Source organism: Prauserella flavalba (assembly GCF_003202235.1).
Lineage (GTDB): Bacteria > Actinomycetota > Actinomycetes > Mycobacteriales > Pseudonocardiaceae > Prauserella_A > Prauserella_A flavalba.
Genome location: NZ_MASU01000005.1, coordinates 40,571 through 59,926 on the forward strand (window position 1 = coordinate 40,571; position 19,356 = coordinate 59,926).

Annotated in this window: 18 protein-coding genes; 5 read left to right on the forward strand and 13 right to left on the reverse strand. The window is 72.3% G+C overall.

From position 1 onward, the window contains the following. Nucleotides 1-91 precede the first annotated feature (91 nt). Together BA062_RS07500 and BA062_RS07505 are read left to right on the forward strand one after the other, a co-directional pair. On the forward strand, nt 92-766 hold the full coding sequence (locus tag BA062_RS07500; RefSeq protein ID WP_110335348.1) for a GntR family transcriptional regulator: 675 nt from the start codon (nt 92-94) through the stop codon (nt 764-766). Continuing rightward, nucleotides 759-1,934 carry an MFS transporter gene (locus tag BA062_RS07505; protein ID WP_110335349.1) on the forward strand — a complete coding sequence of 392 codons (1,176 nt, stop codon included), beginning with the start codon at nt 759-761 and terminating at the stop codon, nt 1,932-1,934. Before BA062_RS07500 ends, BA062_RS07505 begins: the two co-directional genes overlap by 8 nt. A gap of 7 nt (nt 1,935-1,941) precedes the next feature. Here BA062_RS07505 and BA062_RS07510 read toward each other — a convergent pair whose 3' ends face one another. After that, entirely contained in the window at nt 1,942-3,294 is a 1,353-nt protein-coding gene (locus BA062_RS07510; RefSeq protein WP_110335350.1) for a glycoside hydrolase family 1 protein, read from the reverse strand. 53 nt (nt 3,295-3,347) lie between these two features. Between BA062_RS07510 and BA062_RS07515 the strand changes: the two genes are divergently transcribed. After that, on the forward strand, nt 3,348-3,920 hold the full coding sequence (locus BA062_RS07515; protein WP_110335351.1) for a TetR/AcrR family transcriptional regulator: 573 nt from the start codon (nt 3,348-3,350) through the stop codon (nt 3,918-3,920). Between the two features lie 32 nt (nt 3,921-3,952). Next, nucleotides 3,953-5,428, forward strand: coding sequence for a glutamate-cysteine ligase family protein (locus tag BA062_RS07520; protein WP_110335352.1), 1,476 nt, complete (start codon nt 3,953-3,955; stop codon nt 5,426-5,428). Here BA062_RS07520 and BA062_RS07525 read toward each other — a convergent pair whose 3' ends face one another. From BA062_RS07525 to BA062_RS07580, 12 genes are all read right to left on the reverse strand, one after another. Continuing rightward, nucleotides 5,429-6,385: an NAD(P)H-dependent flavin oxidoreductase gene (locus tag BA062_RS07525; protein WP_110335353.1), complete on the reverse strand. Its 957-nt coding sequence runs from the start codon at nt 6,383-6,385 to the stop codon at nt 5,429-5,431. It abuts the gene before it with no gap. Nucleotides 6,386-6,448: 63 nt separating this feature from the next. Then, a complete protein-coding gene (locus BA062_RS07530; protein ID WP_110335354.1) occupies nt 6,449-6,700 on the reverse strand; it encodes a hypothetical protein in 252 nt (83 codons plus the stop codon). A gap of 58 nt (nt 6,701-6,758) precedes the next feature. Next, a complete protein-coding gene (locus tag BA062_RS07535; protein WP_168213896.1) occupies nt 6,759-7,538 on the reverse strand; it encodes a GntR family transcriptional regulator in 780 nt (259 codons plus the stop codon). Nucleotides 7,539-7,647: 109 nt separating this feature from the next. Beyond that, nucleotides 7,648-8,595: a hypothetical protein gene (locus BA062_RS07540; RefSeq protein ID WP_110335356.1), complete on the reverse strand. Its 948-nt coding sequence runs from the start codon at nt 8,593-8,595 to the stop codon at nt 7,648-7,650. A 3-nt stretch (nt 8,596-8,598) separates the two neighbouring features. Beyond that, complete coding sequence (locus BA062_RS07545) at nt 8,599-9,486, reverse strand: PfkB family carbohydrate kinase (RefSeq protein ID WP_110335357.1); 888 nt, start codon at nt 9,484-9,486, stop codon at nt 8,599-8,601. Further along, the gene (locus BA062_RS07550) at nt 9,483-9,932 is read right to left on the reverse strand and encodes a secondary thiamine-phosphate synthase enzyme YjbQ (RefSeq protein WP_168213897.1); all 450 of its coding nucleotides are present in this window, start codon (nt 9,930-9,932) and stop codon (nt 9,483-9,485) included. Before BA062_RS07550 ends, BA062_RS07545 begins: the two co-directional genes overlap by 4 nt. After that, entirely contained in the window at nt 9,929-12,040 is a 2,112-nt protein-coding gene (locus tag BA062_RS07555; protein ID WP_110335359.1) for an ADP-ribosylglycohydrolase family protein, read from the reverse strand. The genes BA062_RS07550 and BA062_RS07555 overlap by 4 nt, the downstream gene beginning before the upstream one ends. Next, nucleotides 12,037-12,861, reverse strand: a complete 825-nt coding sequence (locus tag BA062_RS07560) for a carbohydrate ABC transporter permease (RefSeq protein ID WP_110335360.1) — start codon at nt 12,859-12,861, stop codon at nt 12,037-12,039. Before BA062_RS07560 ends, BA062_RS07555 begins: the two co-directional genes overlap by 4 nt. Continuing rightward, on the reverse strand, nt 12,861-13,787 hold the full coding sequence (locus BA062_RS07565; protein ID WP_210406797.1) for a carbohydrate ABC transporter permease: 927 nt from the start codon (nt 13,785-13,787) through the stop codon (nt 12,861-12,863). The genes BA062_RS07560 and BA062_RS07565 overlap by 1 nt, the downstream gene beginning before the upstream one ends. Before the next feature lie 60 nt (nt 13,788-13,847). Next, the gene (locus tag BA062_RS07570) at nt 13,848-15,194 is read right to left on the reverse strand and encodes an ABC transporter substrate-binding protein (protein ID WP_110335361.1); all 1,347 of its coding nucleotides are present in this window, start codon (nt 15,192-15,194) and stop codon (nt 13,848-13,850) included. 112 nt (nt 15,195-15,306) lie between these two features. Continuing rightward, nucleotides 15,307-16,218, reverse strand: coding sequence for a nucleoside phosphorylase (locus BA062_RS07575; RefSeq protein ID WP_110335362.1), 912 nt, complete (start codon nt 16,216-16,218; stop codon nt 15,307-15,309). Between the two features lie 23 nt (nt 16,219-16,241). Next, nucleotides 16,242-17,153, reverse strand: a complete 912-nt coding sequence (locus BA062_RS07580; protein ID WP_110335363.1) for a PfkB family carbohydrate kinase — start codon at nt 17,151-17,153, stop codon at nt 16,242-16,244. Between the two features lie 80 nt (nt 17,154-17,233). Between BA062_RS07580 and BA062_RS07585 the strand changes: the two genes are divergently transcribed. Beyond that, nucleotides 17,234-19,342, forward strand: coding sequence for an ADP-ribosylglycohydrolase family protein (locus BA062_RS07585; RefSeq protein ID WP_110335364.1), 2,109 nt, complete (start codon nt 17,234-17,236; stop codon nt 19,340-19,342). Nucleotides 19,343-19,356: the final 14 nt, after the last annotated feature.

Genomic DNA, 19,356 nt, shown 5'->3' on the forward strand with positions numbered 1-19,356 from the left:
GCGAGCCGTGGGCGCGGGTGAGTGTGATCACCTCGGGTCAACGTGTCGCTTCTCCCTGCGGCTACGCTATAGCCGTGGAGAGGAGTCTGGGGTGACCGACGCCGCCGAGTCCCTGGTGACCAAGAGCGAGCTGGCCTACGAACTGGTGCGGGAGAAGATCCTCTCCGGCGAGCTGGCGCCGGGATCGGTGCTCAACCAGGCCACGCTCGCCCGCACCCTCGGCATCAGCACCACGCCGCTGCGCGAGGCGCTGCGCAGGCTGAAGGCGGAGGGCCTGGTGGTGCTCGGGGCGCACCGCGACGCCCACGTCACCGAGCTGAGGGCGGAGGAGGCGCGCGACCTGGTGGAGCTGCGCCGGTCGCTCGACCCGCTTGCCGCCGGGCTCGCCGCGCAGCGCCGGACGAAGGCCGACATCGCCGAGATCCGCGAGAGCGCGCGCGGGCTCGCCGCGCTGCCGCCCGACCCGGGACAGGAGCTGCTGCGGCAGCACCGCCGGTTCCACTCCGCGATCTACCGCGCGTCCCACAACGAGCTGCTCATCGAGACGCTCGACAGCCTGTGGGACCGGGCTGACCGCTACCGCAGGCTCGCGCTGGAGGGCGGCCGCGAGCCGGGGGAGCGGGCGAGAAAGGACGAGGAACACCGGCTGCTGATGGAGAGCGTGATCGTGGGGGACAGCGACACCGCCGAAGCGGTGATGCGTGAGCACATCGAGACCAGCCTCGGTGCGAAGGCGATGTGGCGGCTCATGACGGCCCATGACTGAGGGCGCGCGGGGCCGGGCGTGGGCGCTGCTGACCCACGCTGCGCTCACCCAGGCCGTGACGTTCGTGCTGCGGCCCGCGACGTCGTACCGCGCGCTGGAGCTCGACCTGTCGCCCGCGTGGCTCGGGGTGCTCTCCGGGACCTTCGCGCTCGTGCCGCTGGTGCTGGCGCTGCCTGCCGGGCACGTCGTCGACCGGCTCGGCGAACGCCGCGTGATGATCGCCGGTGGTGTGCTGCTCACGGCGGCGGGCGGTACGTTCCTCGTGTTCGGCGGCTCCATCCCGGGACTCGTGATCGCGAGCATCGTGCTCGGCACGGCGCACCTGTGCGCCGTGGTGGGGCAGCAGGCGCTCGTGGCCAACACGACGTCCTCCGGGAAGCTTGACGCCGCCTTCGGCTACTACACGTTCGCCGCCTCGGCGGGGCAGGCCGCCGGACCGCTGCTGATCGTCCTCTTCGGAGGGTCGCAGGCCATTCCCGACACCACGCCGGTGTTCCAGGGCGCCGCGCTGATCGCGGTGGTCGTGCTCGCGTGCTCGTTCGCGATCCGCGACGGAGCGCGCGCGGTCGAGCGTGACGCCGCCGCGCCTGCCGGGGTCGGCGGGCTGCTGCGCCTGCCCGGCCTGGCCCGGGCGCTGCTCACGAGCTGCGTTGTGCTCGCGGCGGTGGACATCTCGCTGGTGTACCTGCCCGCGCTCGGCGCGGAGCGCGGCATCGCCTCCGGTGTCGTCGGTGCCCTGCTCGGGCTGCGTGCCGTGGCGTCGATGACCTCCCGCCTGTTCCTCGGCAGGCTCACCCGGTGGCTCGGGCGCAAGCGCGTGCTGCTCGTGAGCATCGCCGCGTCGGCGGCCGGGCTCGCGCTCGCGGCGGCACCGGTGCCGGTGTGGGTGCTTGCCGTGGCCGTCACGGTGGCCGGACTGGGGCTCGGGGTCGGCCAGCCGCTGACGATGTCGTGGCTCGCCGAGTCGGCCCCGCCCGGGATGCGGGGGAGGGCGATGTCGCTGCGGCTCACCGGCAACCGTGCCGGGCAGGTCATCGTGCCCGGCACGGTCGGCCTCGTCGCGGCCGGCCTCGGGGCGGCCGGGGTGCTGTGGGTGACCGCCGCGGGCCTCGCGTGGACGGGGTTCGCCGCACGCAAGCTCGCAGTGGACCGCCCGCACGACTCATGAGCGGCGCTCAGCCCGCCTCGGCCCACGCCTTCGCCCCCGCCGCCACCGGCAGCGGCGCGAAGCACGTCCGCAGATCGGCCAGCGCGCACCACGCGGGCCTGCGCTTCGGCAGGTAGCCCTCGGGCACGCCGTGGCCCGCGATCGCCTCGCGGTAGGCGGGCACCGCGTCGGTCGGCCTCCGCGTGAGCGAGGGATCCGTCAGCGCGTCCACTGTGTACAGCCCGAACCGGGGCCGGTAGCTGCCCCACTCGTAGTTGTCGGTGATGCTCCAGTAGTTGTAGCCCATCACGTTCACGCCCTCGGCCATCGCGCGCTGCAGCCAGTACAGGTGGTCGCGCAGGTGGTCGGCGCGGGTGTAGCCGTCCGGCCTCGGCTGCCCGTTGTCCGTCGGCATCCCGTTCTCCACGACGTACAGCGGCAGCCCCGGGAACTTCCGCTGGTAGGTCTTGAGCGCGTAGTACAGGCCGTCCGGCTGCGGGTCGATGCGCCAGAACTCGTCGGTGAGGCCGTGGATGGCGGTGAGGTTGTCGAGGCTCGCGCCGTAGTAGTAGTCGACGCCGACGAAGTCGAGCTTGTCCTTGACCTTGTCGATGAACGCCGCGTCGTCGAACCACTGCAGCGGCGGCGGCTTCACCGCGAGGTTGCTGCTCACCCGCGCGCCGGGGTCGAGCTCGTGGATGAGGTCGTAGCCCTGGCGGTGGGCGCTCACCAGGTTGCGCATCATCGCGTCGGATTGGAAGACGTTGAGCCCGCCGTTGCGCTCCTCGAACGACCGGTACACCGTCGGCTCGTTGAAGGTGATCCACAGCGCGCCCTGGCCCGCGTAGCGGCTCACCACCAGCCTGGCGAAGGAGAGCCAGCTGGAGACGGTCGAGGCGTTGGTCCAGCCGCCGCGGTCGACGATCCAGCCGGGGTGCGTGAAGTGGGTGAGCGTGAGCATCGGGGTCATCCCGGCGGCCTTGATCTCGCGCACCATGCCGTCGTAGAGCGCGAGGGCTTCCTGGTCGATCTCGCCCGGCCTCGGCTCGATCCTCGGCCACTCCAGGCTCACGCGGAACGTGTTGACGCCCAGGTCCTTCGCGAGCGCGATGTCCTCGGCGTAGCGGTTGCGGAAGTCGGTCGCGTTCGCGTACGGGTCGTGCACGGTCTCGGCGCGGGCGTCGACGTACCGCCGCCAGTTGCTGTCCGGTGCCGCGCCCTCCGACTGGAACCCCGCCGTCGCGACGCCCCAGTGGAACCCGGGCGGCACCGGGGCGATCGGCACGTCCGGCGTGCTCGCGTGGGCGGCTCCGGGCAACACGGTGGGCAGCGTCAGTGCGGCCACGACGCTCGCGACGGCCAGTCTCCGCGTGATCGACATGCGGGCCAGTATGCAAGGGTTCCCTTGCGGGCCGCAAGGCTATCCTTGCGCCCATGTCCGGTGACACGCGAGCGCGCATCCTGGCCGAGGCGCTGCGCCAGTTCGCCGCGCGCGGGTTCGACGGCACCACGATCAGCTCCATCGAGCGCGGGGTCGGGCTGGCCGAGGGAACGGGTTCCTTCTACCGGCACTTCCCGTCCAAGCGGGCGGTGTTCGACGCCGTCGTCGAGCACGAGCTCGCCCGGCTGCGCGCGATCCGCCCCGAGCGCGAGCCCCGCGGCGCCGACGGCGGCACGCGGCCGCTGAGCGAGCGCGTCGCCGACGACTTGCGGTTCCTGCGCGAGGTCCGCCCGCTCGTCGAGATCCTGATCCGCGAGCGCGACGGCATGCCGCACGTCGCCGAGCGCGTCCGCGACGTGCTGGTGGAACGAGGTCTCGCGGGGATCGCGGGCGACCTTGCCACCTGCGGCGAGCGGGGTGGGGAGGACCCGGCGGCCGCCGCGACGGTGCTGCTCTGCGCCACGGTCGGCTACTTCCTCACCACGGAGTTCTTCGGCGAGCTTCCCGGCGGGGTGGACGTCGAGCGCTACGCGGGCACCCTGGCGAGGCTGCTCGGCGGAAGCTGACCCTCGGCCCCCGGTGGGGTCAGAATGGGGAGATGGGCGAGGAAGTCGAGCAGCACACCTTCAGCCGCGCGGACCGGACGCGCTACCGGGTCCGCGTCCGCCGCTGCCTCGACGCGTTCGCGCGGATGCTCTCCGAGCCGCACTTCGAGTTCGACCGGCCGCTCACCGGGCTCGAGATCGAGCTGAACCTCGTCGACGACCGGCACGAGCCCGCCATGCGCAACGCCGAGACCCTGGAGGCCATCGCCGATCCCGCGTTCCAGACCGAGCTCGGCCAGTGGAACCTGGAGATCAACGTGCCGCCCCGTCCGCTGCGCGGCGACGGCGGAGCGGAGTTCGAGCGGGCCGTGCGGGCGAGCCTCAACGCCGCGGAGGCCAAGGCCAGGGAGATCGGCTCGCACCTGATCATGATCGGAATCCTGCCGACGCTGCGGCAGGAGCACCTCACGGAGACGGCGCTGTCGGTCAACCCCCGGTACGCCCTGCTGAACCAGCAGATCCTCGCGGCGAGGGGCGAGGACCTGCACATCGTCATCGACGGCCCGGAGCGGTTGCAGGCCACGTGCGACACGATCGTGCCCGAGGCCGCGTGCACCAGCACTCAGTTCCACCTCCAGGTCAGCCCCGAGCAGTTCCCCGCGTACTGGAACGCGGCGCAGGCCATCGCGGGCGTGCAGGTGGCCATCGGGGCCAACTCACCGTTCCTGCTCGGCAAGCAGCTGTGGGCGGAAACGCGGATCGCGCTGTTCGAGCAGGCCACCGACACGCGCAGCGAGGAGCTCAAGGCGCAAGGCGTGCGGCCGAGGGTGTGGTTCGGCGAGCGGTGGATCACCTCGATCTTCGACCTGTTCGAGGAGAACGTGCGGTACTTCTCGGCGCTGCTGCCGATCTGCTCCGACGAGGACCCGATGGAGGTGCTCGACCGCGGCGACACCCCGCAGCTGGCGGAGCTGCGCCTGCAGAACGGCACCATCTACCGGTGGAACCGGCCGGTGTACGCGGTCGTGCGCGAGCGCCCGCACCTGCGCGTGGAGAACCGGGTGCTGCCCGCGGGCCCGACCGTGGTCGACACGCTGGCGAACGGGGCGTTCTACTTCGGACTCGTCCGCGCGCTCGCCGAGGCTGAACGTCCGATCTGGACCCAGATGTCGTTCAGCGCAGCCGAGGAGAACTTCCACGCCGCCGCGAGGTCCGACGCCGACGCCCGGCTCTACTGGCCCGGTCTCGGCGCGGTGCCCGCCACGGAACTCGTGCTGCGGCGGCTGCTGCCGCTCGCCCACGAGGGCCTGCGCCGCTGGGACGTCGACGCCGCCGAACGCGACCGGCTGCTCGGCGTGATCGAGCAACGCTGCCTCACGGGCACCACGGGCGCGGGCTGGCAGGCGCGCGCGTTCGACCGGCTGTTCGACACGACGTCGCTGAGCCGGTCCGAGGCGCTGCGCCGCATGGTCGCCGAGTACCGGGAGCACATGCACACCAACGAACCCGTGCACACCTGGCCGGAGTGACTAGCGGGAGAGGAGCCGCTCGGCGCCCTCGGCGAGCTCCCTGACCACCTCGGCCGCGTCGCGCACCTCGGTCACGGCCGCGACGGCCTCGCCCGCGTACAGTGCCATCGCCTCGACGTGGCCCCGCACGCCCCGGTGCGGGGGCAGTCCGGCGCGGGCGGGCAGCGTGATCGTCTCGCCGTGGACGGTCATGCTGCCGACGGTGTCGCCACCGAGCGCGGAGACCGCGGCGACGGCGCTGCGCAGCACACGGGCCCTGGGCACCGTGGCGCACAGCGGGCAGTCCGCGAAACCGTCGCTGATCTCCGTCGAGTCGGGTCCCGCGGCGAGCAGGGCGGCGACGTAGCCGGGGTGGGCGCCGGACTCCGTGGTCGCGATGAACCGGGTGCCCACGCGGACCCCGGCGGCTCCGGCGGCGAGCACCGCGGCCACGCCGCGGGCGGTACCGATTCCGCCCGCCGCGAGCACCGGCACGTCCACCTCGTCGAGCACCGACTCCAGCAGCGGCAGCAGGGCCGTGTGCCCGCGCACGTGCCCGCCCGCCTCGGCGCCCTGCACGGCGACCATGTCGGCCCCGGCGTCCACGGCCTGCCGCGCCTCGCCGACGGAACCCACCTGCCAGAGCACGAGGGCCCCGCCCGTGTGGGCGAGGGCCACCAGCGCGGGGTCGGGATCGTGCCAGAAGAAGTCGACGATCCGGAACCGCTCGGCCGCGAACTCCACGGCGGCAGGGTCGATGTCGGCGGAGGCGAAGTTGGCGGCGAGCACGCCGTCGGTGCGCAGTGCGGCGGACAGTGTCCCCAGCTCCTCCGGCGTCATGCCCAGCGCCGCGACGGTGCCCACCCCGCCCGCGTCGGCGACCGCGGTGACGAGCTCGGGCGCGGCGATCGGGCCCATCGGAGCCTGCTGGATCGGGACCCGGCAGCCGGTCAGTGTGGTGAACGTCGTCGTGAGCATCGCGGCCTCCCCGGTGAACGCTGCGCACGGGCTAAGTCGCGTGACGGGGGCCGGATGTCACGGCTACTTCTCGCGCATCGACCTGCGGATCTGCTCCAGGCGTTCCTTGCCTGCCCGCTCGCGTTCGGCCAGCTGCTCGTCGAGCGAGCGGCCCTCGGGCGTGCTCTCCGCCAGTTCGGTGGCGCCGAGCGAGGTCGCGAACCGGTTCTCGATGCGGTCGCGCACGTAGTCGAAGTTCGGAACGCCGCCCTCGGTGTAGTCGCCTTCCGGCACGGCGGGTGGTGGGTGCTCGGGGTCGTTCGGGGTGCCGCTCATGGTCTGCTCCGTCCCTGGCTCGTGGCGGGGGCTGACACCCTCGACAGTACGCGGGGAGCTAACTCGTGTAGTGGAACCGCACCCGGCTGCCCAGCCACACCGTCCTGGTGGTCTCCAGCAGGCGCCCGTCGGCGAGCCGCGCGACGGACAGGATGACGAACAGGGGCGCGTCGAGCGTCGTGTTGAGCAGCCGCGCCTCGTGGGCGTTCGCGGCGCCGACCTCCAGGAAGTGGTTGGTGTCCTCGGCGCGCAGGCCGAACACGTCCTGGAGGGTGCGGGACAGCGAGCCGTCGACGAGGGAGCGCCGCGCGAGCCGGGGCGCGACCGAGCGGACCACCCACGAGTCGGTGAGCCCGATCGCCCGGTCGTCCACCACGTGCAGGCGCTTGAGGTGGACGCGCCGGGCCTCGGCCTCCTCCTCGCCGAGCAGCTTGCGCAGCTCGTACGGTTCCGGTTCCTCCGGCTCGTCGCGCAGGTGCAGCGAGGACGCCGAGAGACCGGCCGCGGTGAACCGGTCCCGCCACGGGGTGGTCAGCCCGAAGTCGTGCTGGACCACCTCGGGGCGGTCGGCGACGAACGTCCCGGTGCCCTGGCGCCGCTCGACGTAGCCGTCGTTGGCCAGCTCCGTGAGCGCCTGCCTGATCGTGATGCGGCTGACCCCGTAGATCTCCGCGAGATCCCGTTCGGTGGGCAGCTGGTGCCCGGCGGGCAGTTCCTGGTCGATGAGGCGCCGGATGTCGCGCTGAACCTGCGCCCACGCGGGCATCGGCGACCGGCGCTCGACCGGAACGGCCGAGGCGCGGACCGCGTCGGGCGCCGTCTGCTGCCCCGTCGTCATCGTGGACTCCCCATGCCTCGCCGCTGCGCGAGCGTACCCCTCAGACATTGGTCGCAATGTTATAACCTCTGGGTCGCGTCCGGCCAGGCGACCCGCCCGCAGCGGGACGTCAGTCGTCCAGCTTGATGTGCCTGGCGTCCATGTTGACGGCGCCGCCCCGGAACGGCCGCCGCTCCCAGCGCGTGGCGGCGGCGTGCGCGACCGCGGCCCCCGCGATCGCCGCCGCGACGTCGGTGAGCACCTCGGCGTCGTCGCCGTCCACGATGTCCCGCACCGTGATCCGCCGGACCACCTGGCCCGTGCCGACCAGCGCCTCGGCCAGCCGGTCGAACCGCGTGAGCCCGGCGGTACCGGCGAGGGCGAGCGTGAGGTGTCGCTGCGGGCCGATGAAGTAGTCCACGTGCCCGCTCTCCTCGAGCGGCACCACGCGGGCGGCGATGCCGGTGGCCTCGATGAGCTTGAGCGACCAGAAGTCCGCGGCACTGCGCAGTTCCGGCAGCGACAGGATCGAGATCGCGTGCGGTGCCTCCTCAGGAAGCTCCGCCACCGCCTGCTCGGCGAGCGCCCGGATCCGGGGCAGCGCGGCGGCCAGCCGTTCGGGCGCGGGTTTGACGTCCAGGCCGCACACCGCGGCGACACCCAGCGCGAGCATCACGTGTCCCGCGCACGGCACGGTCTCGGTCACCGGCAGCGCCGGTACGGGCTGCACGTCGGCGGCGGCCTCGGCGAGCGGCGAGTCCGGCCGCGACGTCACGGCGACCGTGTGCAGCCCGGCGCCGCGGGCCAGGCGCAGCGCCCTGACGGTGGCGCCCGAGGTGCCGGAGTGGGAGACGCCGACCACGGTGTCGCACCCGGGTGGGACGGACCCGGTCCAGGTGAGGTCCCCCGAGGACAGGGCGCGGTGGCCGAAGCGGGCGGCGACCAGCGCCGAGGCCAGCGAGTCCCCCGAGCCGACGAGGACGGCGCGGCCCAGCGGCGCCGACAGCGGGGCTGGGGTGAGGGGCGCGATCCCGGCGAGTGCGGTTCCGAATGCGCCGAGGTCCGGCATGAGCGACATCGCTTACTGCTCCTTGTGCGTAATGATCCCGGGCAGCGGCGCGGACAGCGCCGCCGCGTGTTCCAGTGCTTCGTGTCCCCAGCCGGCGAGTGCGATCCTGGCGACGCTCGTGCCGAACGCGGCCGCCTCGACGGGTTCGGCGCCCCGCGCCAGCGCGGCCACCACGGCCGCGGCCGAGGCGTCGCCCGCGCCGGTGGTCTCGACGACCTCCGCGCGCCGGTCGCGGACCGACCACGCCCCGGCCGACGTCACCACGTAGGCGCCGTCGGCGTCGAGCCGCGCCACGACGGGGATTCCCAGCCGGGCCGCCAGGTCGCGGGCGGCCCGGCGGGGATCCCGGTCGAGCAGCGTGAGCTGGACCCGGCTGGGCAGCACGACGTCGGCATGTGCGGCGACGGCGCTCAGGTGCGCCATGCCCTCGGCGGCCACGTGGGTCTGGTGCGGGTCGATCCCGATGACCGGCGCCGCCGAGCGCGGGGGAGCGCTCCCCGGGGCGGAGGCGAGCAGGCCCGTGAGCCCGTGGTGGAAACCGGCTCCCGGGTCGGGCAGCGCGTCCTCGTTTCCCGGTTCGTCCCCACCGAGCTCGACCGGTGACGGCGCGGTCAGCCCGACGATGCGGCGGCCCCGCCGGGAGTTCAGGATCCACAGCCGGGTCGCCTCGGGCACGGTGGTGGCACAGGTCGTGTCGATGCCGAGTGCGGTGAACAGCGCGGCGAACCTCGGATCGTCGGCGGGCAGCGGGCAGCCGACCCGCACCCGCGTTCCCTCGACGAGCCGGGCCCCCAGCGCCGCGAACACCGCGGGACCGCCGAGGCACGAGAACCTGGCGCCGCGTCCCTCGGTGACGAGGTGGTCGACGGAGAGCCCGGCGTGGATGCCGACCACGCTCATCGGCCGAAGGCCGACACGGCGTAGCGCACGGTGCGGGTGCGGGGACCGTCGAGCTCCAGCAGGTAGACGCCCTGGCTGTGCCCGATGGCGAGTTCGCCGCCGATCACCGGTAGCGTGAGCGACTGGGTGCCGAACACGCAGCGCACGTGGGCGGCGGCGTCCTGCGGGCCGTCGTGGAGGTGCACGAACGGCCGGTCGACCGGAACCTGACCCTCGATGAACAGGCGGATGTCGTGCAGCGTCGTGCCGTCCACCCCGGAGTTGAGGATCAGCGTGCACGTGGTGTGCGGCAGGTAGACGTGCAGGGTGCCGTCCGCGGCCCCGGCGGGTACGGCCTCGCGCAGCCGCTCCGTCAGGTCGGTGTAGCCGACGGGTGCGGCGAAGCCCTCCTCGGGCTTGGTGTCCACGTCGAAGCTCTGCCAGGTGCCAAGGGTTTCGGTGCTCACGCCCATGCCTTTCTCGGGGGTGTGTGGTGGTGCCCGGTGCCGGGCGTGCCGGTGACGTGGAACCCGTCGGCCAGGATCGTCCCGGTGTCGATGAGGAAGCCCGCGGCGCCGCCGAGGACCTCCGTGGTGTGCGCGGTGAGCAGGCGCGTGCCGTCGACGGTGAGCGCCAGCTCGGTTCCCGCGCAGCCGAGCCGCACGTCGTAGGTGCGGTCGCGGTCGTAGGGGAAGGGGCGTTCGGCGAGCACGGTGCGCGTGCCGTCGTGCTCGCGTACGAGTGCCACGCGGTCGCCGCCGGTGAAGACGCCGGCGTGGAACCGCCGGTGACCCCGCGCGCGGACGACGAGGCCGGCGGTGTCGTGGAGAGAGAACAGCAGCCTGCTGGCGACGGTGTAGTCCCGCCAGTCCCGCGTGCCGATGGTCACCACCCCGCCCGGTCCCGGGTGGGAGACGGAGTAGGTGACGGCGAAGTCGGCCTCGAAGTGCTTCGCCGAACTGACCCACGGGCGCAGTGCCGGGGGCGTGGTGTCCCAGATGGAGCCGAGCAGGATGCCGCTCTGTCCGAACCGGACCGGGGCGCCCGCCCAGCCGAGCTCGTGCACCAGCACCGCGGCGCCCTGCTCCTCCGCGACGGCGAGGCCGAACCGGAACGGCACCAGGTTGCCCACGGCGGGCACCTCCCAGGCCAGCCGCCGGGGCTCGCTGCCCGCCCGCAGCTCGTCGCCGTACCGCGTCACCACGCCCTCCGCCGACTCGTACAGCGCGTACGGCCGCACGGCGCCGCCGGTGCCCGGTGCGGACACCAGCGCGACCACCCGCTGCCCCGGGTACAGCGTGGGGCTGGCGACGGTCGAGAAGTGCGTGAGGCGCTCGGCGGGGTCGAGGAAGACCGGGGTGGAAACGTGACCTCCGTGTTCGACGCGCAGCGCCCGTCCGTCCGGTGTGGACACGTTGGTGAGCACCGTGTGGTCGCCGCCGAGGTGCGGGCACGGCGTGAATCCCTGCACCGAGCCCGGGTAGCGGAACCTGAACCTGGGCCGCTCGTCGGTGAGCCCGCCTCCGGCGAGCAGCGCGGAGGCGGCGACGATGCGGTCGGCTTCGAGCGTCGCGTCACTGACGCATTCGCCGCCGTCGGCGGTGACCACGAGCAGTCGGTCGGCCACGGGTGTGCGCAGGTCCGGTCCGCCGGAGAGCGCGTCGAGCCCCAGGCGCACGCCGTTGAGGCAGCCGACGACCCCGGCGTTGCTGTCGGTGTCGAAGCCGGCGGACGAGGCGATCGCGACCGAGCGCGCGAAGTCGTCACCGGCGCCGAGCAGCGCGCCGAGCGTCATGGCGAGGTTCGCGAGGCTGTGGCAGGGCCCGGGGTAGTGCGCGTAGCCGTACCGCTCGTCCACCCAGTCGCGGATCTCCCGCCAGTGCCGGTGCGGGCCGCAGTGCGCACGGACGTCCTCCACGAGCCGCAGCACCGTGGCCGATCCGATGTGGAGGGTCCCCGCGTCGAGCAGCGTGCCGAGGTCGCGTTCGCCGAACGCCAGCGACCGCATGGCCGCCAGCAGTGCGGCGGCGTCGAGCGCGTCGCCGTCGTGGCTGACGCTCGCCGCCGCGCGGGTGAGCGCGACCGCGCGCTCGGGGTCGCCCGGCAGCATCAGCGCGAACGCGTCGTTGAAGATCTGCGCGCCGATCTGCTCGGCGAGCGTGGACCCGTTCTGTTCCGTGGATCCGCTGCGAGGCGCGGGAACGCCGGCGCGCAGGTTCAGGTACGCCGTGTGCTCGGTGGAGCGGCCCAGCCCGCCCCACCACAGGATGGTGCGGTCCTCGATGATGTAGTTGAGCCACGTCCGTCCGGCCCGCTCGGCGGTCGGCGGCTCTCCCGCGTTGTCGGGCACGGTCCTGCCGAAGGCGAACGTGGCCGAGATGTCGTCGTCGGCGACGATGAGCGGCAGGCCCAGTTCGGCGCTGACGTAGCGTTCGACGAGCCCGAACCGGTGCTGGATGTCGGCGTAGGGCCAGCCCTCCACCGGCCGTCCGAGGTAGACGCCGATGAGCTTGCCGAGCACCCCGGCGTAGACCCGTTCCGCGTAGTGCTCTTCCTGAGGGGACGGTGTGCTCATCCCTTGACCGACCCGCTGGCGATGCCGTCGACGACGTAGCGCTGGAGCGCCACGAAGATCGCCAGCACGGGGGCGATGAGGATGAGGGCCCCCGCCATCATGGCGCCCAGCTCCGTGGAGAAAGTGCCGTTCATCGAGAGGAAGCCGAGGGTCACCGTCTGCTGATCGGGATCCTGCAGGAACGTCGCCGAGATGAGGAATTCGTTCCACGCGTTGAGGCCCACCACCACGCCGACGGTGATCAGCCCCGGCCGGACGATCGGCAGCAGCACGTGCCACACGAACTGCGCGGTGCTGACGCCGTCGACCTGCGCGGCCTCCTCGAGCTCCCTGGGCACGTTGAGGAAGAACGTGCGCATGAGGAACGTCGCGAACGGGATGTTGATCGCGGCGATGATCACGCCGACCACCATCGGGTTGTCGAGGAGGTCGACGGCCGCGACGATCGAGTACAGCGGGAAGACGAACAGCTGCACGGGCACCGTCATCGCCATCGTCAGGTACACCATGACCACCGGCCACGACCTGATCTTCTTGCCCGCCAGCACGTATCCGGCCAGCGTCGAGCACGTGAGCACCACCACGACCGTGGTTCCGGTGAGCAGCACGCTGTTGAGAAAGCCCGTGCCGAACTCGCCGTAGGTCCACGCGGTCACGAAGTTCTCGAACGTGAACGTGCTCGGCAGGGCCAGCGGGTTGCGCACGATCTCGGTGTTGGTCTTGACGCTGTTCAGCAGCACCAGCGCCAGCGGGAACAGTGCCGTGGCGGCGAAGAACAGCAGGACGGCGTGCGCGCCGATCCCCTTGAGCCGGGTGGTCATCAGTCGTCCTGCTTCCTGCTCATCCACGTGTAGACGCAGGAGGCGATGAGCCCGAAGAAGCTCATCACCAGCGCCACCGCGGAGGCCTTCCCGAACTGGAAGGCGGAGAACGCGAACGCGTAGGCGTAGGTGCCCAGCACCTCGCTGGAGTGCGCGGGACCGCCCTGCGTCAGCAGGTAGATGTAGTCGAAGGCGAGGAAGGAGAAGATCACCGTCATGACGGCCATGAGCAGCAGAGCGGGCCGGATGCTCGGCAGGTACACGTTGCGGAACACCTGCCAGGAGTCGGCGCCGTCCATGATGGCCGCCTCCACCTGATCGACCGGGGTCTGGCGCATCGCGCCGAGGTAGATCACGGTCAGGAAGCCCCAGTAGTGCCACATGTCCACCGCCGCGGCGGCGTAGAAGGCACCCGTGAGGCTGGACAGCGGCGCGGACACGGGAAGCCCGATGTCGTTGAGCGTGCCCACGAGCCCGCCGTTGGGGTTGTAGATGATGCTCAGCCAGATCAGCGCGTTCACCACGGGGGAGAGCACGTACGGCATGAGGTAGACGACCTGGTAGAAGGTGCGCGTCCGGCGCCTGCGCAGCAGCAGCCACGCGGTGAGCAGGCCGAGCACGGCCGGGATCGTCAGGAACATCGCCACCCAGCGCAGGTTGTTCTCCAGCGCGGTGCCGAACACGGGGTCGGCCAGTATCTCCCGGAAGTTCCGCAGCCCCACCAGGTTCGCGTCGAGCCCGACACCGCTCCAGTCGGTGAAGGCCGTGAACGCGGTGAGCAGGCCCGGGATCACGACGATGCCGACGGACAGCAGCAGCGCCGGTGCGATGAGCAGGTGGTTGATCAGCGTGCGGCGCCGCCGGAAGCGCGCGGGGCGGCGGGCCGGGGCCGGCGTGGTGGTGGGGCGAACCGCGGTCACGGTCACCTCGGGCTCCTTCCTGCGCCGCCGGGTGCGCGGTCGCGCCGCACACCCGGCGTGGCAGTGCTAGTTCGACGGCTCCGGGGCGGGCGGCACGAGTCCCTTCGCCTTGTCGGCGTCGAAGCTCGCCTGCACCTTGGTGAGGAACTCCGCCGCGCCGACCTGACCGAGCCAGACGCCGTCGACGTCGGCAAGCGTCGTCGAGGTGGACGGCGGGAAGAACGTGCCGGGGTAGAGCCCGTAGTGTCCCTCGTTGATCGCCGACACCAGCTTGCCGACCGTGCCGATGTACTCCTTCGACAGCCCGGTGTACTCGGCCGCGGGCAGGTCGAAGTCCTTCAGCGGCACGCCCCAGTAGCCGGGCCACGTCTTGTTGATCTCCTTGGCGAACGGCGCGCTCATCATGTAGTCGATCACCGCGGCGGCGCCGTCCTTGTGGTCGGAGGCGGCGTTGATCGACAGCGACGCCGTGGCGCCGAGGGTGTACATGGGGGAGGGCAGGTCGGGGTTGACGTTGGGGAACGGCATGAAGCCGAGGTCGCCGGTGTTCCCGGCCTCGTCGTTGAAGTACTCGCTGGCGAACTGGAAGCCGAGGCTCGGCCCGATGAAGAACGGTGACTTCTCGTCCGCGAGCAGCTGCATGGACTCGACGAAGTTGAGGTTCGCGTAGTCGTCACCGGCGAGGTAGCCGTCGCGGTAGAACTCGGCCGAGGCCTCGACCGCCTCGACGATCTCGGGGTCCGTCCACTTCGCCTCGCCGTGGAGCGCGTCGTACGTCGCCTTCCCGCCCGCGAGGTGGGTGAGGAAGATCGAGATGTAGTTGAGGTTGACCGGTTTCCAGCCCTTGTTACCCGTCACGGAGGCGTAGAGCCCCTCGGCCTTCGCCTTGTCCATCGCCGTGGTCAGATCGGCGTAGCTCTCCGGAACCGCGACGCCCAGCCGGTCGAGCACCTTCTTGTTGTAGAACACACCGAGCGTGTCCACCGAGTTCGGCAGCGAGTAGAGCTTGCCGCCGATGGTGCCGGACTCGTACATCGGCTCCAGCAGCCGGTCCTTCCAGCCGTACTGCTCGGCGTACGGGGTCATGTCGGCCAGCTTGTCCTCCGCGACGTAGGCGGCGGCGAAGGCGGGGCCGGACCCGTAGACGACGTCGGGTCCCCGGTCGGCGGAGAGGGCGACCTGGATGTTCTTGTCGACGGCGTTGTTGAAGTTGATGTCGAGCGAGTAGGTGTCCTGTGCCCGCTCGAAGCCCTCGACGAGCGCGGTCTCGAGCGCCTTCTGGTGCTCCGGCGGGGCTCCCCAGAACCACAGCTCGAGACGTTCCCTGCCGTCACCGGCTCCCGAACACGCGGACAGCGTGAGCGTGAGCGTGGCCGCGAGCGCGCCCAGGACCGTGGTCCGGCTTCTCCTCATGGGACAACTCCTTGGGTCTGAGAGTTCGGTCGCCAGCGCAGCGCTGCGGCGGTGCCAATTGGTAATATTGGCAGTACCATAAGACCGAGTTCGGGGTGTGTCAACGTTCTCGTCACCCGTGCTCGTGCGGCGCGGGAAGCCAGTGCTCCGCCGCCGTCGCGGCCTTCTGCTCGTCGAGCCGGGCGAGGTGCACCAGCGCGGCCAGTGCCACGTCGATCGACGCCGCGTGTCCCGCGCCTGCCTCGAATCGCCGGTTCGCGAGCACGTTGTCGGCGACCGAGCACACCGAGCCGCCGCGCCTGCCGAACAGCGCGGCGAGCGTGACCACCGCGGCCGACTCCCGGTCGCCGTTGAGCACCCCGGCGCGGGCCCAGCCGTCGAGGATGTCGCGGTGGTGCGGCTGGAAGTAGGCGCCGGCGCCGGGCCGTCCCACGCCGACGAAGTCGGAGTCGCTCGAGCGCGTCACGCCCTGGTGGTAGCGGCAGCCGAGCTGCCCGGCGGCCAGTGACAGCGCCAGTACCACCTCGTAGCTCGCGACCGCCGGGTAGCTCGCGGGCACGTAGGCGCGGGTCATGCCTTCGTCGCGCACCACGCCGGTGCTGATCACGATGTCGCCGGGCCGGACGCGGGGATGGACGCCGCCGGAGCCGCCGACCCTGATGAACGTGTCGGCCTCGGTGAACTCGATCAGCTCGTGCAGGATGAGCTCGGCCTCGGGGGAGCCGCTGCCCCCGGAGGCGACGGTGACCCCGACGCCGCGGTAGGTGCCCGAGTAGGTGCTGAACATCCCCGACCTGCCCACCTGCTCGGCGTCGTCGAGGCGGCGGGCGAGCTGCGCGGCGGGATCCTCGTCGTACGCGCACAGTGGATCGCGCACGGTCAGCAGGACGTACCTCGCGATCCGGCCGGGGTCGATGCCCGACAGCGCGGGCCTGCCGTCGATCAGCAGGCCGCGGCGCGGCAGGTTGCCCGCGTAGCGGTAGGTGTCGTAGGGCTCGGTCGGGTTCCAGCCGGGCTGCTCCACACGGTCTCCTCACTCCTGGGTGGTCAGGGGTGCACGCGGACCCGGCCCGCTCTGGCCGTCACGTCCGCGCGCAGGGCCTGGTCGATCGGCGGCGCGCCGTTCTGGGCGATCACGACGCTCGCGGCGGCGGCCGCGTACCGGGCCGCGCACCGGGCGTCACCGGTGCGCGCGAAGGCCGCGAGGAAGGCGCCGGAGTGGCTGTTGCCCCCGCCCGTCGGGTCCACGACCGCCCCGGGCGCCACGCCGGCGTGCAGGAGGTGACCGTCCGCGCACACGACGGCGCCATCGGCGCCCCCGCGCAGCACGAGCACCAGGCCCGGCCGCCCGAGCGCGCGGTGGACCTCCGCCGGGTCGGTGGTGCCGAGCAGTGAGCGCGCCTCGGCGACGTTCAGGGAGAGCACGTCGACGGCGGTGACGAGCTCGCGCACCGTGGCGACGTTGCCGGGCTCGCACGCGTCGGCCGCGATCTCCCACAGCAGCGGCCCGTGCCAGCGCTGCCGGAACGCCGTGATCTCGGCCCAATAGCGGGGCTCGGTGTCGTGGAAGAGGTACACGCCGCCGAGGCGGGCGGGCGGCACCGGCAGGTGACGCGGCAACGGCGTGTGCGCGGCGAAGTGCTCCGCGCCGAACACCGGCTCCTCCACCCGCTCGCCCTCGTGGTCGTAGCGGATCCGGGTGAGCGGGCTGCGCTCGCCGTGCACGAACAGTCCCGCGGGCTCGACCTGGCGTTCCCGGAACCACCGCACGAGCGCGGGCCGGTCGCGCGCGCCCGCGCCGGACACGATCACGGTGCTCCACGGCTCGCCGGCGAGGCTGGCCCCGGTGGCGGCGTAGGCGCCCGCGCCACCCACCTCGCGTGCCAGGAACTCGCCGTCCGCGCCGTAGATCTCGTCGGTCACGGCGTGTGAGAGCACGGCGACAAGCTCGGTGGGCATCGGCGTTCGTCCGCTCTGTTCGGTAGATTCTTCTGGTTGTTATACCTACAATACCTTTCACTGGACCGGAAGGGGAGTACATGAGCGAGCGGCCCGTTCCCGACTACGCGAGGCAGGTCTACGCCGGGGTACTCGGCAAGATCATCGGTGTCTACTTCGGACGCCCGGTCGAGGGCTGGTCGTATCCCGCCATCCGCGAGCGCTTCGGTGAGCTCGAGTACTTCGCCTGCGGCGAGCTGGGCGTGCCGCTGGTCGTGCCCGACGACGACATCTCGGGCGCCTTCGTCTTCCCCCGCGCCATCCTCGACAACGCGGGCCGGGGGGTCACCGCCGCCGACGTCGGACGGACGTGGCTGAACTACATCGTCGAGAACCGCACCGTGCTGTGGTGGGGCGGGCTGGCCCGCTCCACGGAGCACACCGCGTTCCTGCGGCTGAAGGACGGGGTCGACCCGCCGCGTTCCGGCTCGATCGCCCTCAACGGCCGGTCCATGGCCGAGGGCGTGGGTGCGCAGATCTTCATCGACGGCTGGGCGCTGGCCTGCCCCGGCGACCCCGAACGGGCCGTCGCGCTCGCGCGGGCCGCCGCCTCGGTGAGCCACGACGGGTTCGCGGTGGAGTCCGCCGCGTTCCTCGCTGGCATGGAGGCGGCGGCGTTCGGCGAGCGGGACCTCGCGAAGCTGTTGGAGCTCGGCCTGTCGTCCGTGACCGACGACCGGGTACGGGCACTGGTGACCGCGACGGTGGAACAGTGCGAAGCCACCGGCGACTGGCGGCGCGTGCGCGACTGGATCGAACGCGAGCACGGCTACCACCGGTATCCGGGCAACTCGCCCGCCGCGACCAACCTCGCCGCCGTGCTCATGGCACTGCTCATGGCGGGTGACGACTTCCAGCGGAGCCTCACGCTCGTCGTCTCGGCCGGCTGGGACACCGACTCCAACGCGGGCAACGTCGGCTGCCTCAACGGGATCCGGCTCGGACTCGACGGCATCGAGGCCGGGGTGGACCTGCGCGGTCCGGTCGCCGACCGGATGCTGGTGGTCAGCGCGGACGGCGGGGAGTGTGTCACCGACGCCGTGCGCGAGACGCGGCGGCTGCTCGCCTCCGCCGCGGCGCTGCGGGGGGAGCCCGCGCCGAGGGACCTGCCGCGCTACGCCTTCGAGCTGCCCGGTTCCACCCAGGGCTGGCTCCCACACCACGACGCCCGGCACGCCCAGGCGCTGACGGGGCTCCGCAACCCGGGCGGCGGGCTGCGCCTGGAGTTCGCGCGGCTGGCGCGCGGCGCGCGGGCGGCGGCCGCGGTCGAGGTGTTCGCCTCGCCCGTCCCGACCGGGGCGGCGGGCACGAGCCTGTTCGAGGTGGTCGGCAGCCCCGCGCTGTACCCGGGCCAGACCGTGCGCGCGGTGGTGGACGTGCCCGCCGGGCCGGCGCCCTCGCTCGCCTTCTTCGTCGAGCACTACGGCGACGACGGGGTCGTGCACACGCTGCGCGGCGCGCTCCGCCCGCTGCACGCGGGTGAGAACACCCTGGTGTGGGACGTTCCCGCGACGGGAGGGCAGGCCGTCTACCGGTTCGGCGTCGAGCTCACGTCGGCCCGCCGTCTCGACGGCCACGTCACGGTGCGCTCGGTGGACTGGCGCGGCGCCCCGAAGGACTTCGTGCTCGGCAGGGCCGACGAGCTGTCCCCGGCGCTCACGCCGTGGACCACCGTCACCGGCTGGCTGAAGACGTTCGTCAGCTCGGCCGCGAACCTGGCTCCCGACTACACGACCACGTTCACGGTGTCGCACCCGGAGGCCAACGGGGTCGTCACCACCGGCACGCGGGACTGGACCGACTACTCGGTGGCCTCCACGATCACGTTCAACATGCACGACGCGGCCGGGCTCGTCGCGCGGGCCAGGGGCCACCGCCGCTACTACGCCGCCGTGCTGCGCGCGGGACGCGCCCAGCTGCTGCGCCGCGTCGACGGCACCGAGCACATCGTCGCCGACGCCCCGTTCGCCTACGAGATCGACGCGGTGCACGCGCTGGAGTTCACCGTGCGCGGCAGTGCGCTGACCCTGCGGATCGACGGCGAGGCCGTGGCCACCGGTACCGACGACATGCTGCCCTCGGGTGGCGCCGGCTTCCTCATCGACCGCGGATCCGTTCTCGCTCAAGGGTTTCACGTACGCCGCGCGTGAGCCGTTCCCAGAGC